At 67.1% G+C, this 13,851-nt stretch carries 10 protein-coding genes; 6 read left to right on the top strand and 4 right to left on the bottom strand.

The window, feature by feature from the left end:
• Nucleotides 1-9 precede the first annotated feature (9 nt).
• From AB0M82_RS00855 to AB0M82_RS00840, 4 genes are all read left to right on the top strand, one after another.
• Nucleotides 10-408 (top strand): hypothetical protein, encoded by a 399-nt coding sequence (locus AB0M82_RS00855; protein WP_364716198.1) that lies wholly within the window; start codon nt 10-12, stop codon nt 406-408.
• 521 nt (nt 409-929) lie between these two features.
• Complete coding sequence (locus tag AB0M82_RS00850) at nt 930-1,670, top strand: hypothetical protein (RefSeq protein ID WP_364716196.1); 741 nt, start codon at nt 930-932, stop codon at nt 1,668-1,670.
• Between the two features lie 104 nt (nt 1,671-1,774).
• Nucleotides 1,775-2,605, top strand: a complete 831-nt coding sequence (locus tag AB0M82_RS00845; RefSeq protein WP_364716195.1) for a hypothetical protein — start codon at nt 1,775-1,777, stop codon at nt 2,603-2,605.
• Complete coding sequence (locus AB0M82_RS00840) at nt 2,595-4,856, top strand: hypothetical protein (protein WP_364716192.1); 2,262 nt, start codon at nt 2,595-2,597, stop codon at nt 4,854-4,856. The genes AB0M82_RS00845 and AB0M82_RS00840 overlap by 11 nt, the downstream gene beginning before the upstream one ends.
• Here AB0M82_RS00840 and AB0M82_RS00835 read toward each other — a convergent pair.
• The 4 genes from AB0M82_RS00835 to fxsA all read right to left on the bottom strand — a co-directional run bounded on the left by AB0M82_RS00835 (nt 4,801) and on the right by fxsA (nt 10,862).
• Complete coding sequence (locus tag AB0M82_RS00835; RefSeq protein WP_364716190.1) at nt 4,801-5,919, bottom strand: hypothetical protein; 1,119 nt, start codon at nt 5,917-5,919, stop codon at nt 4,801-4,803. The two genes, AB0M82_RS00840 and AB0M82_RS00835, sit on opposite strands and share 56 nt — an antisense overlap.
• An 80-nt stretch (nt 5,920-5,999) precedes the next feature.
• A complete protein-coding gene (locus AB0M82_RS00830; RefSeq protein WP_364716188.1) occupies nt 6,000-6,986 on the bottom strand; it encodes a hypothetical protein in 987 nt (328 codons plus the stop codon).
• Entirely contained in the window at nt 6,964-10,635 is a 3,672-nt protein-coding gene (fxsT, locus tag AB0M82_RS00825; protein WP_364716186.1) for an FxSxx-COOH system tetratricopeptide repeat protein, read from the bottom strand. Before fxsT ends, AB0M82_RS00830 begins: the two co-directional genes overlap by 23 nt.
• Before the next feature lie 59 nt (nt 10,636-10,694).
• Entirely contained in the window at nt 10,695-10,862 is a 168-nt protein-coding gene (fxsA, locus tag AB0M82_RS00820; protein WP_364716183.1) for an FxSxx-COOH cyclophane-containing RiPP peptide, read from the bottom strand.
• 162 nt (nt 10,863-11,024) lie between these two features.
• Between fxsA and AB0M82_RS00815 the strand changes: the two genes are divergently transcribed.
• Nucleotides 11,025-12,179: an FxsB family cyclophane-forming radical SAM/SPASM peptide maturase gene (locus AB0M82_RS00815; protein ID WP_364716181.1), complete on the top strand. Its 1,155-nt coding sequence runs from the start codon at nt 11,025-11,027 to the stop codon at nt 12,177-12,179.
• Nucleotides 12,176-13,450 (top strand): HEXXH motif-containing putative peptide modification protein, encoded by a 1,275-nt coding sequence (locus AB0M82_RS00810; RefSeq protein WP_364716179.1) that lies wholly within the window; start codon nt 12,176-12,178, stop codon nt 13,448-13,450. The genes AB0M82_RS00815 and AB0M82_RS00810 overlap by 4 nt, the downstream gene beginning before the upstream one ends.
• Nucleotides 13,451-13,851: the final 401 nt, after the last annotated feature.

The following is a 13,851-nucleotide window of genomic DNA, read 5'->3' as shown; positions in this document are numbered from 1 at the left end:
AGCCAGACCATGACAGCCTCGATCACCTACGGGCTGGTCGGCGAGGTTGCGATTCAACCACTGGTGGACGCCGTCGGCGGTGTGACGGTCACCGGTGACCAGCGCGGAGAAGTAGCCCAGTTGGGCGGTCTTGAGGTTGTCCTCCAGGGGGTCCTGCGCGAAGTCGCGAAGGTCGTAGGCTCCGCCGGCCCGTGGTCTGCCCACATTCCTTCGGAGGGCAGACCGGGGGCCGGTCCGTGGGCGTTCCAGTACCAGAACGCGCTGCCGCAGCGCAACCCGAGCACCACCTGCCCGAAGCAGGTCAACGCGAGGCTGCGGCGTCGGGTGCCCCGCGCGCGAAGCTCGGCGTTCAGCAGCCGGCTGAGGTACTGGGCGAGTGCGCGCGGCACGTCGAGCATGGCGCGATAGGCGATCACGTGGAGTCATTCGGGCGAAGATCACTTTGGCGAGTGTTCTTCTACCAGGGACTCCACGCCTCTCTTCACATCGGGATCCCCCGCCACGACATGGATCCAACATCATCCAGTCCAAGCTGGCCCGATCTTGGTGAGATCACCTCAGTTCCTGGTCCGCAAAGAAAAAACGGCGGCCGCCGTCGGTCGCGAATGAGCCGGACTTCGAGAAAGCCTGGCAATCCACCGGCAGCTCCGCCCGTGGGAAACGGTCAACCGAGTGAGGCTGCGGCGTGATTGTTTCACCCGTGGATGCGGCGAATTGGCGATCATGGACAGGAGATCATCCTTCAGAGACCAGGGCGTTCGACAGTACCGGAACGAGGTGTCAAGCTCCTGTCACTTCTCAATTCATGATCGACTTGGGAAAATCGCTTCGCGAAGTCCGGCCGATCGGCAAGATACGATATCGTCGGCGAACACCGCGTCGCGGCAGGAGCGTGCATGTACCTGGGGTTCACGGCCAGACTGGCTACGGTGACGATGATCGCAGCCTGCGCAGTGATCGCATGCGCGTTCGATGCGACACTTGCCGTCGCCGACACCGACGACGACTCTCAGCTCGTTTACTGCCTGGCCACCGACTCTCGGGATGCGTTGATCGACGCCGCGGTAGCTCTGGGTCTCGCCCAGCGCTCTGGCAACGGGCTTGTGGTGGGTGGCGAAATTCTTGACGTTCAGGCCTGGCGGGGCGTGCGGCCTGAGGATTTCCGCCGTACGTGCGAAGCGTTGTCGGCTGCGAAGCGGGCCTCCGGTCCGAGCGCTCTGGCGAGCGCCTTGCCATTTCTCACGGGAGTCACGAGCGCGCTCTTGGCCTTCGCCGCGGCCTTGGCGCTCGCGAGCGTCACCCGTGGACGCGAGCGCGCCGCGCACCTGCGATCGGCCTCCGACGACTTCCGGCAAGCCGTCGAGGCGTACCTCGATGGCTGGGACAAGACCCACCTTCGCGTTGAAGCCACCGGGCGCAGGAGCGCACTGCTCAGCCGGTTGGGGGTGGTCAGAACGGCACACCGGCGATGGGTGACGGTTGAAGCCGTGGAACACGAGCTGGTCGGAGGGGCGGTGGGCCAGGCCATCTCGCAGCCGTCCGCGGACGGCCGTGACCTGACGGCTGATTTGAAAGCCGTACACGATGACGTCTTGCGCATCGCCCGCGCACTGGAACAGCCTCTGTGGCCCCACCCGGGAATGCACTCGCTCAGCGGGCGGTCGGCATGACCCCGGCACGGTCGAGAGTCAATCCGTTCCACCTGTCCGATTGGCCGCGGATGCGCCCGCTGTGTCCGTGGGAGGAACCACAGCACCGGCAATTTTACGTTGCCGTGGACCGCACCGAGACGGCGTTCGAGGAGTTCGTCGCCGAAATGGCGGACATGGTCACCCTGTTGCGGGATGGCCGGTTGGTGCTGGTGACCGGGGAGACCGGATGCGGGAAGTCGGCACTGGTCAACCGCTGCGCCGACTGGGTGGTCCAGCAGATGACCGAACGAGGAACCGGGTGTGAGGTGCTCGACCTGACGGCAGCGCTGAACGGCCTGCCGGAGGATTCGATCGACAACCGGATGAGCGCGGTTTGCGACCAGCTGTTCGTCGAACTGACTCGTCGGCAGTTGATGCGAGCGGACGCAGTCACCGCGCTGGAGCCCCACCGAGAAGTACCTCGTCGTGTCTACCCGCACCTGCCGGAGGCCACGCCGAGGCCGACGGTGCTCGTCATTCTGCTTCCCACCTGTGAACTGGCGGACGAAGTGATCCGGTACGCGTCTCTGGCGCGCGGCCGAATCCTCTTTTTCATCGAGTCGCCGTTCATGCAAGCGAACGACGTCCGTCACATAGTGGAGAGCATGGAACGCTGGGGTTCCCCGATCACCCTTTCGGTGGGCGAGCTGGAAGAAGGCGACGTGCGGCGGTTCGCCTCGGATCGGCTCAAGCGCCACGCCGAGAAGGGTGAATACCCGAAGATGACCGAGGACACGATGGAGTCGCTGACCGGCCTGTCGACGTCCGTGAGCGAGTTGCAACGCGTCTTCCACGGCGTGTACGAGGAACTGCTCGGTAGCAACGACTGGCCGGCCGAAGTCTCCTTCGAGGATGTCGTCAAATTCCGCTTCCGGCGGGTCTCGCGCGGTCAAGGGATCGACCATGAGCCGTGAGCCGGACAGGACCGAACTGTTCGTGGACACGGCTGCCACGCGCGAGGCGATGTCCGCGCTGTCCGCGACCCTGGAGGGGGAATCGCCAGGCGCGCAGTCCGGCCAGGTGATCGCCATCTTGGGGGAGCGGGGCAGCGGACGCACGCACCTAGCCACGAGGTTGCTCCAACATTCACGGACTCTGCGTTACGCCCCGGCGTTGTCGAAGTACATCGATGCGATGACCTCCGATTTCGCCGACCTCTACCGGCGGCTGATGGGCGACGAACTGGTGTTCAGCGCCGTCCGGGCACAGGCCGACAGTTGGTACGCGGACGCCGTCGCGGACATGTTGGCCGAGCGGGGATTCGACCACGACATCGTGCGTCAACTGCGCGACGGCGTACTCCTCCCCCAGGCGGTCGTCAAGCGGCTCGGCCTGATGGAGAGCGCGCTGTTGCGGGAGACCGGCAGGCGGCTGAACGCCGCGACCGGTCTCAAGGACCTCTCCACCGCCTTGGTTCTCCTGCTGCGCACAGGATCGGACGATCGTACGAAGGCCGGGCAACGGCGCGGCTTCCCCGGGAGCGTAAAGGAATGGCTGGCCGGTGGGGAACCGAGTGAAGTACTGCGGGAGCGGGGCATAACCACGCCGATCACCAGTGAGGTGACGGCGTTGGACGTACTGGCCGCCACCACACGGCTTTACCATGGCCGGCGTGCGCGGTTCCTGTTGGTGTTCGACGATCTGCTGGTTGGCGCGGACCAGCCGCAGCCGGAGACCTTGCTGGCTCTGCGCACCCTGTTCGAGGCGGTTGCCGACGCCGGCGGGTGCCTGGTCTTGACCGGTGACCCCGATCTTCCTGAACTCCTCGGGCCACAGCTGTGGCATCGGGTTTCCCGGACAGTGCAGCTGCGCGGATTCACCGACGACGAGGTCCGCTCGTTCCTGACCGCCTTGCAGGGAGTCCGAACCGGCAGGAGCGAGCTCGCGCCGTTCACCACGGAGTCGGCCGGCTACCTCGCACGGCTTTCCGAAGGCAATCCGCGCGCAACGCAGCGACTGGGCAATGAGGCGTACCGGCTGGCGGGCACCCGGCAGCCGATCACGGAAGACGTCGTGCGGGAGGCCGCTCGCCACCAGATGATCACTCTCGGGGCGGCGGATGTACTCGGCGAGGTACAGCAGGTGCTGGACCTGAACGGCTGGGCCTACCGGCGCAGTCACCTCCTCGGCACGGACGCGGACTCGCGTGCCGACTTCTGGGTCACCTTCGACGACCGCACCGACGGGTGCGCTCTGCTGCTCAGCGAAGCAATACTCGCGAGCGAGGATGTCGCCGCGGTCATCCGGCGGGTGTTCGCCATCCGGCAAGCGGCTCCGGGTGCGGCTGTGATCCTGGCCGTCGAGGGGCTGCTGGACGTCTCGTACACATCCAGGCTCAAGGAGATCCTCGGTTCCGAGCCGATCGTCCACGCCGTGCGCGGCTTCTCGCACCGGCTCACCACCTTGCTGAACGCGGCCAGGCTCAGGCTGCCGCCGGTGGTCCGGGACAGCCCGTGGACCGACGTGGGCCACCGGCTGGACCAGATCAACCAGCAGCAGTCCAGCATCTTCGGCCTCCTCGAGCTGTTTTTCGACCACTTCGCCGGGGTGGAACGGCGGTCCGACGAACAGCTCACCCAAGTGCTGCGCCGGGAACTGGCCGGGTTCTCCGGAACGGTTGCTTCGCCGAGCGGCTCCGATCCGCGGGTACGAGAGACTGCCGGTGTGCCCGCTGAGGTCGACCGGCTCTTCGTCGAAGCGAGCGGATTGTTGGAGGAGCTCAGCCGGTTCGGCGAAACAATGCAGGCGGCGTTCGCCGACACCGTCGGCGAAGCGAGCAGCTTGATCCTGCGCCGGATTCGGTCGACGACGCATTTCACCTCGGCCATCGGTTACGCTGTATTGCTTCGTGAGCTGGTGGCGGCCTTCCACGCCGGAATCGCGGAGTGGTACGCAACCTATCCGGCGGCCGGGCCGGGAGCGCTGTCGCTGGCGGCGCAGGAGCGGCTCGACACGCTTTGCAGCAACTACGCCGAACTGGTCGAACACCTCCCGGCGTTCCAGTTGACGCCGCTGATCGAGCTGTACACCAAGCCGGGCCGGTGGGCGGACAGGACCGCGCCGAGGCAGAAAATGGAGAACGGCGCGGTACTGAGAAAGCTGACCGAACTCAGCGATCGGGTTCGGGTAGCGGTGAACGAGTCGGCGAACGCCGGAACGGGGTGACCCCTCCGCTTGTCTCGAGGTCCGGATTCGGCGGGTCGAACCGATCCCACATCGCGTTGCAGAGGACGTGCAGGGTGTTGGCCGTGACAATGGCCGGTACGACGACCCCGATCGCACCCGGGAACGCTGGTTCCACCAGCAGCGCCAAGAGGATCGCCGTCATTCCGTTCTGTTGCGCGAGCATCAGCCGGGCTCGGCCGTGCCGCCAGCTTCGCGGCATGGTCAGTACCAGAGCGGTCAGGGCCTGAGCACAGTAGGCGGCCGTACCCAGCAGAACTCCGGTGAGAGGCTCCACGCCGCCGACGAGCACGAGGCCGACGGCGAACATCGCCACGACCATTGCCCACCGCACTGTCCCGTCGACGAGCTTTCCCAGCGAGGGCCGGACGAACAACCCGAGCAGGGCCAAAGCCAGCAGAAGCGAAAAGTACACCGCAGCCAGCCCGACGACGACCGTGACCAGCACGGCGACCGCCCGGACGGCTGTCAAGGCCGTTCGCCGGTGCCGCCACGCCACCCGGCGAGCGGCGCACAGACCACGCCACACGAGGTACCCGGCCACGGCAAGGACGAGGTTCCAGAACAGATTCTGTGCGAAGGCCGTGAAACCGGCTCCGAAGGAGGATCTCCCGTCGCCGGAACCGGACAGGAATGCAGTGACATAGACGGTCAGCAGAGCCGTGACCGGGTCGTCGAAAGAAGCCCACGCCGACAGCAGGGAATTCGTTCGCGGCGAAAGCCGTTGCCGGGCACGCACGGCTGCCACTGCAAGAGGGTCGATTTGCGCCATCGCCACGGCGAGGACGAGGTGATCGGGTTTGCGGAAGCACAGATACATGACGCCGAAAATGATCGCGATCTTCGCGACGACGCCGACGGTGACCGCGAGAGCGATCATCGTGACCCGGTTGCGGAATTCCGTGAGCGCGATGCTCCGCGTGCTGGCGTAAAGCCCCAGGCCGAGAAGGGCGGTGACCAGCAGGCTGTAGGTACGGGACCGTTCGAGGCCGGTCAGGTGCAGGATAGCCGCGGCGGCAGCTCCGACCGCTACCGCGGCCGGCAACGCGGGGAATCGCGAACTGAGGCTCGTCGGAGCCTCTGGGCGTCTCCCGCGCCGTCGGATCCCCACTATTCTGCCGTCGGTCAGCCGTCGAGCTGGGCGAATTGCAGAGCAAGCCGCGCCATGCGTTCGTCCGCTCGCGACTGTGTCTCCTGGTTGAGGGTGACTCCGACCAGGTAGTCGCGGGCTCCGAGCCGGTAGTAGTAGATCGCGCCCTGCTCCACGTCGAGCACCACTCGCACCAGCAGATCCCCGAGCACCGTCTTGACCATGCGGTTCAACGTGCTCACGGTCGTCTGGAGCTCACTGCAGAACGACCGGTAGAACCGGCGCCGGTGGGCGACCGAGCTTTGGAGGAAGAAGGGAGCGAGTACGGATTCGCCGAACAGGTCGGCGATGAGCGTCGCCTCACCGTCCCGGCAGTGGGCGACCATGTGGAGCTCCTCGATCGCCAAGGCTTCATTGAACAGCTCGACCGCGCGTTCATCGAGCCTGCCGAGCTGCTGCACCGAAGCGATCGCTTCTCCGGTGACAGCGGGTTCGGGTGACTGCGGGACATCCCACCCACCAGGGTTCAGCGACGGCAGGCTGATCCGTCCGCGGACAGCGGTCACTAACAGCGCCACGGCTTGATCCGCTGCCAAGACGTCCTCCTGATCAGAGGGGTTCCGGACGATCCGTGACGCAGAGCGGTCGCGTATCACGCCGACTACCTGCTGCCCCGGTATCACCGAGTCACAGAAGAACGCTCCGCTCGGCGTGTGCAGGACGGTGCGGATCAATGCGCCGGTGCGTACTTCCTGCAGCTTCCGGTCCACGGTGGTCAGTCTCAGGGCGAGTTGCTGACCGACTCGTTGCAGGTCTTCACGCCCGGGGCCACCTTCGCCGGGAACGAGCCGGTCGACACTGAAGTCGAACAGGCCGTCGCTGTAGTGGGCGAGATAGTCCAGCGGGTTCGCGTGCAGGGTCTCCCGGCAGAGCCTGATCGTCGGTTCGAACGCGTGGTTGGCGTGCGACGCTCGCACCGTGTGCGACACGGCGGTCCCGTCAGGTGTCCGGGATGTCGACATCGATCTCCTTCCAGGTGGATTCGCCGGATCCGGCGGGATCGTCGCGAACCAGATCGAAGTTATGGGCGGCAACGGATGTATAGGGGTGCCGTGCCCCGAGGAATTCCAGGCAGGCTGCGTGCGTCTCCTCCAGCAAGTTCCCGCCTTGGACGGCGTCGCCGGTCGCGGCGAGAGCGACGGCGTGGTCCACGGACGCCGCCAGCGTCCACGGGTGCGTGTCACCGAGTTCCGCGCGCAGCGACTCGACGGCGGTGGTGAGCTCCGCCAAACCCGCTTCGACGGTGCGCAGCTGGGCGAGACCGACGCCCAGGCGGCACAACGCGACGAAAGGGTGCCGATCAGCTGCCAGGGGCAGAAAGCCTCGCAGCGCCTCATCGGCGAGATGGACGGCGTCCTCGAACTGGTGCGTCGCCCGTGTCGCCGCCGCCAAGCTCAACACACCGGCAAGCGTGCGGGGGTGACCGGGCCCGAGCAGCTCGCGGTATTCGCGCACCACGCTCTCCGTCGCGTCCCTGGCGGTCCTCGGCGAGCCGGTGAACCGCCGGGTGACAGCCCGTTGGTATTGGACGGACAGCTTGGTGGGGTGCGGATCGGGCAGCAACGCGTGCAGGCGCTGGGCCGCGTTGTCCAGCATGTCCCGGGCGGCGTCGTAGTCACCCAGTTCCCGCCGGTAGGTGCCGAGCTTGGCCAGTGACGAACACGTCATGAGGTTGTCCGCACCCAGCAACCGCAGCCGTCGCACGTAGTTCTGTTCGGCTACGTCGCACGCCGCCACCGCATCCCCGGAAAGAAACAGTGAAGTGGCGTAGTTGTTGGCAGCCATCAGCGTCTGCGGGTGGTCCTCGCCGAGTTCTTCGGTGAATCCCTGCCATGTCGCCTGGTCTTCCAGGTAGGCGTCGGTGAACTGACCGAGCCCCCGCAAGTCGCCGCCCCGCCCTCGCGCGGTGATCAGTGTCTGCGGATGGCGAGGCTCCCAAGCCCGGCGCTGGTCGGCCAGCGCCTCCTCGTCGAGCCGCAGCGCTTCCGCCGGATTGCCCAGAGCCCGGTGGAGATTGGCCAGCTGAGCGGCCAGCCGCAGCCGCAACGCGTCGCCGGTGCCGTAGCGGGTGGTCCACTCCTCGAGCAACTTGCGCGTCGGTTCGACCGCGGTGCTGTGCACCCTCGGCCCACCGTGGACGTACAGGTAGCGCACTTGGTTGACCAGCCACCGCCGCACCGTGTCGGTGGTGGCTGCTTGTGCTCCTGCCGGCGCGACGTGCTGCTGGAGCTCGGCGAAGCGCCGGAGGTAGTGGGGCTCGGCTTCATCGACTTCGCTGGGCGCGAATTCGGCCAGTACTTCGTGCACGCTCGCCAGATGGGCGGCCCGCTGGACCTCGGTCATCCCTGCGCGCAGCGCCGCCTGCACGACCCGGTGCTGGTGCAACGAATGCCGGACGCCCCAGGAGACCCGGAACAGCCCGTACCGGGCGCCGAGCCACAACACCCGGTCGATCTCGCCCGAGTCCAGCCGCAGCGCGTCGCCGTCCGTGCCGGACAGCTCGGTCAACGCGCGGCGCATGCCGGCCGAACGAAGTAGCTCCAACCCGATGCCGTCCGGGGAAAGGAACGCGCACAGTCGCGCGAGCAGCACCGCGATCCGGCCGAGCCCCGACTCGCAGAGGCTGGCGATCACCACACCGACCACCTGTGGAACGATGCCCGTTCCCGGACTCTTGTCTTGGGCGGCCTCGCTCCGGCGTTCGGCAAACGCCCGGCCGGCCCATGAGGCGGCGTCGGCGACCGTGCTTCCCGCGCGGCGTTCGACAGCGACGGCCTGGATCAGCCAGGCGGCGGTGAGCTCCAGCGCGACCGGAAGATTGCGCACGTCGAGGGCGACGGTCGTGGCGTCCGCCTGGGACAAGCCGGGCACCCTGTCGGTGAGCAGGCGAACGCCGTCCTCGAGGCGCATCGCGCCGAGCTCGATGTCGGGCGACAGCGCCGAGGCGGTGGTGACGATGACGTGACCAAGCCCGGGGGTCGGTAGCAGGAGCTCGAGCTCGACCGGGTGGTCGACGTTGTCGTAGACCAGGAGAAACCTTTGGTGGTAAGGATCTACCTGAAGCCGCTCCAGCGCGGTAGCCGCCCCGGAGTGCTGGGTTCCCCGCACGTCGAGCTTGCCTGCCAGCTGCGCGAGGCTGGCCACCAGGGTGGCGGTGTCCGACGCCGGTACCCACCAGACCAGGTCGTAGTCGCCGCAGAACCGGTGGGCGTATTCGAGAGCCAGCGAGCTCTTGCCGACGCCCGGTGCGCCGCTCAGCGTCACGACCCCGCCGCCGTCGGGGCCGGTCAACCGGTCACGCAGCTGTTCGATGCTTTCGTCCCGTCCCACGAAGTGCTGATTGCGGGCGGGCACTTCGAAGATGTCCGGCTGTTCGCCCGGCAGCCGCATCCGTTCCGCCGGTGCTGTGGGGGAGTCGAACAGCTGAAGATGGCGGAACAGATGTGCGCGGAGCATCCGCGCGTCGCCGGACGCCGCGATCGACGGGGTTCGCGCGTCCGGAATCGAATCGACTCCGTCGAGACTGATCCGGATCGAGGGGAGCTGCCTCACCAACTCGGCGACGGCGTCGAGGTGAGACGACTCCTCCAGACGAGCCGAGTCGACGACGACCACCCCGGCGAGGTCGGCCGGCTCTTGGTCGAACGCGCCCACCGGCATCCGACCGGCCTGCACCCCGCCCTGGGCCAGCACCCCGCTGACCCAGTCGGCCCACGGCCGGTCGGGCGCTGCGTAGACCACCAGTATCTTTTCCGATACGGCGGCCGGGTCGAGCCCGAACATCCGCCTGTACCGGGCCCGGATCCCGGCGGGGACGGTGAACGACTCGGACACGACGCCGCCCGTGATGATTGCTGCGAGGCGCCCGTACGCCACATGGAGGGTGCTGTCGGTGGACGGCTCCTCGACCAGGATGGCGAGCAGCGGGTCGAGGGTGTCGGTCGAGAGGTACGGGATCTCGATCCAGGCGTCCCGGTCACCCTGCGGTGGCAGGGTGAAGGCAGATTTGATCGCGGCGCGGACGGCTTCGGCCCGCGCCGGGTACCTGGTGTCGAACATCATCGCCACCGGCAAGATCGAGACAGTCCCCGGCGCCCGGACGGTCACCTCACGAGCCAGGTCGCCCGCCTCTCTGACAGCCACCGACCGCGGTCGGAAACAGACAACCACTTTGTCGCAGAGAGCCGCGATCATGTCGACCTCGGACCCGGCCGGCCGGGTAGGCGCATCGACGAGCACGTCGTCGTAGCCACAGGCACGCAGCCGGCCTCTCAGGTCTCCTGCCGAAACGGGGTCCGCCGCCGGCGTTGCTGCGCGCTCCGACCACGTGACCACGTCGATGTGACCGCCCGCCGCGGGTAGGATGAATCGTTCCGCGGCCGGTGACGTTCGGTCAGCGTTGCCGGCTCTCGTATCGCCGGTTCGGAGCAGGGCCTCCGGCACTGCCACCGGTCCGGCGCTGAACGGCTCCAGGTACTCCGCCACCCGGGTGACGTCGTAACTCGAGTCGAGCACCATGACGCGTCGCCCTGCGCCGGCCAGCACGCCAGCCAGATTGGCCACCATCGTCATGCTTCCGGTGCCCACGACACCAGTGAGGATCGCGGTCACCTCGGTCTGTTCGTCCGGTGCGCTGCTCATCACCACTCCCGGTTGGTGGACCGCCATTCTTACAGGGAACTCTCGAATCCGGAGTACCGATTCGGCATGTCCACCTGCTCGGTGAGCACTCGGCGCAACGCGGTGTGGAGAACGGAGTCCGGCAGCGCTTCGAGCTGGTCCAGGTCGATGCCGGTGACGTCCGGCAAGTCGGATTCCAGACCTGTGTCGTCGTCCATCCGCCACGCTCCCCTTCCGTGTCGGTGACAGCGAACCCTACCGGGACCCGGCCGATGATACTGCTCGCCACTGCGCCATTCGGGTATCGACGGCGACGAGACGCCACCGCACCCGATCAGGCAGTATCGGCATGTCACCGCCTGCGGGTCCCGAGGAGAACCATGCCGGACGTCCCACCGATACCTTTCCGGCAGTTCATCATCAAGGTGCACAGCCGGTGCAATCTGGCGTGCGACTACTGCTACGTCTACACCAAGGCCGACGAGCGGTGGCGGTCCAGGCCGCAGGTCATGACGCCCCGCGTCGTCGAGTTCACGGTGCGCCGGGTCGCCGAACACGTGCGAGTCCACGGGCTCGACGAGGCCGAGGTGATTCTCCACGGCGGCGAGCCGTTGCTCGCCGGGCCGGGCACGATCGGCCGGCTGGTGTCCGATTTGCGGCTGGCGGTGCCGGCCCGGTTGAAGGTGACGGTGCAGACCAACGGAACCCTGCTCGACGAAGATTTCTTGAACCTGTTCCGAGAGCTGCGCGTCCGGGTCGGCGTGAGCCTGGACGGCGATGCGGCCGCACACGACCGCCACCGGGTCGGTCCCAGTGGTCGTGGCAGTCATCGGGATGTGCAACGCGCCTTGGCCGCCTTGACGTCCCGGGAGTACCGGCATTTGTTCGCCGGGTTGCTGTGCACAGTCGATTTGGTCAACGACCCGGTGACCACCTACGAGGCACTGCTCGAGTACGAGCCACCGATAGTCGACTTCCTGCTGCCGCACGGCAACTGGACGAATCCACCGCCGGGCCTGCCGGCCGGTCCGGGTGCCACACCCTACGCCGACTGGCTGATCGCATTGTTCGACCGCTGGTATTCCGCGCCGGAGCGGGAGACAGGGGTTCGTGTCTTCGACGAAATCCTCGCCGTGCTGCTCGGCGGGCACTCCCGGCTCGAAGGTGTCGGCCTCGGTCCCGCCGCGATGATCGTGATCGAGACCGACGGCATGATCGAGCAGTCCGACATCCTCGCGTCGACCTTCGAAGGCGCGGCCGCGACGGGCCTGCACGTGGCTCGGGACTCGTTCGACGCGGCGTGGGGAGTTCCCGCCGTGACCGCTCGGCGGAACGAGCTCGCCGACCTGTGCGAGACATGCCGAAGCTGCCGGCATCGAGTCGTGTGTGGTGGTGGTCTGCCGGCCCACCGCTACCGTGCCGACGACGGCTTCGACAACCCTTCGGTGTACTGCCCCGATCTCTACCGGCTGGCCGGGCACATCCGCGATCGGGTCTCCGCCGACCTCGCCGAGCTGCGCCGGGCAACGAGGTGAACCCGCAGGCTCACCGGCTGAGCAGAGCCGATCTCGTCACCTTGTCCAGAGGCGGCGGCGGAGCCGTGGTTGTCCGGAACCTGGTCGCGGCCCGGCGCAGCCGAACGCTTCTGCTGATTCGTTACATCATCGGGACCGCTTCGAGCGACGAACGGGTGCGGCGGGCATTCGAGGCGTTGAGGAACGCGCATCGGAGGGCACCGGAAGCGGTAGCACGGGTGCTGGACGACCCGTTCGTCGGGGCGTGGGCGACACGAACTGCCACCGGGCTGAAGGGCGGCCGTCCGGCGGCGCCGGAACGGCTCGCGAACGTGGCGCTCGCAGCCGCGGTCCTCGGCCGGGTTGATGCGGTCGTCACCGTTTCCGATGCGGGACGGCTCATCCTGCCGTCGATGGGGATCGTGCAGCGTCAGATATCCGGCGACGTCGGGGTGCGTCACACCCCGGAAGGCACCGACGTCGCCGAAGGGGTGCGGATTCCCTTGCGCTGGCAGGACACCGCTCCCGCGTGGCACCCGTTCCCCAGGATCACCGTCGGTGCGGCCGGCGTGTCCACCTCGTTCTCAGTCGACATCTGGTCGCCGGAGGAGCTCCCTACCGACCTGCAGATCTCCGACCAAGTCGACCTGCCCGGTTGGCAAGACATGGCGACGCGGACTTGGGACCTGCTGACAAGTCACCACTCGGAGGTGGCGGAAGGACTCGCGGCGGGGGTCAGTGTGCTGAGCCCCCTGCGACCAGTGCCGAGCGGCATGACCAGCGCAACACTCGACGACACCTTCGGCTGCGTGTTCCTGTCCGCTGCCCCGAACCCCTTGGCTCTGGCCTTGACCTTGGCCCACGAATTGCACCACACCAAGCTCGTGGCACTCATGGACTTGATCCCGCTCGTGGAACCGTTGCCCGGAGAGCGTTTCTATGCTCCATGGCGCGAAGATCCGCGCCCCGCGGCTGGATTGCTGCATGGAACGTACGCGTTCACCGGTGTCGCTGCGTTCTGGCGCAGGCAGCGCCATCACGACCCCGACCTTACGCCCCAGGCGCGTGCGCACGCGGACACGGAATTCGCCCGGTGGCGCGTGGCTGCAGCCCGGGCTGCGGGGACCTTACTACGCAGTGGCCGTCTCACCGATCTCGGTGTTGATTTCGTGACCGGTATGGCTGCGGTGCTGGATGACTGGTGCAGGGAAGAGGTCCCGCTCGCGGCTCGCCGACGTGCCGCACAGCTGGCCGACGAGCACTGGTCTCGATGGGTTGCAGCACACCGATGATACTCGTCGACTACGCGCGACACGGAGCGCGGCTTGAGGGCGCGCCAGAGAATCAACGGGACTTCGCCGGATTCGGTGCAGCACCCAGGACAAGCTCAACAAGCTTACCTGCAGCGCCGGTCATCCACGGTCGGCGAGGATGCGCAAGCCGATGAAGTATCTCCACTCCACCAGTGGTGCCACCGCAGCGCCGGCCGCTTACAGGGGCCGGTTTTGGTTGGTTTGGGCTTCGGTCCGGACGGGCGTGGAAGTCGATGTCGGGTTGGTCGTCGAGTTTGTCGGCTGTAGATTCGTCAAAGTCCTCGTCTTCGTTGTCGAGGCCGTCGCTGGCCGTTCACGGTCAGCGAGGATCGCAACATCAGCGACGGCTCGTTGGTGCACGAGTGGGTGTTTGGCAGCGC

The sequence above is a fragment of the Amycolatopsis sp. NPDC051128 genome (assembly GCF_040682715.1).
Taxonomy (GTDB): Bacteria; Actinomycetota; Actinomycetes; order Mycobacteriales; family Pseudonocardiaceae; genus Amycolatopsis.
The sequence above is the reverse complement of the archived record's forward strand: the minus strand, read 5'-3'. Positions and strand labels throughout refer to the sequence as shown.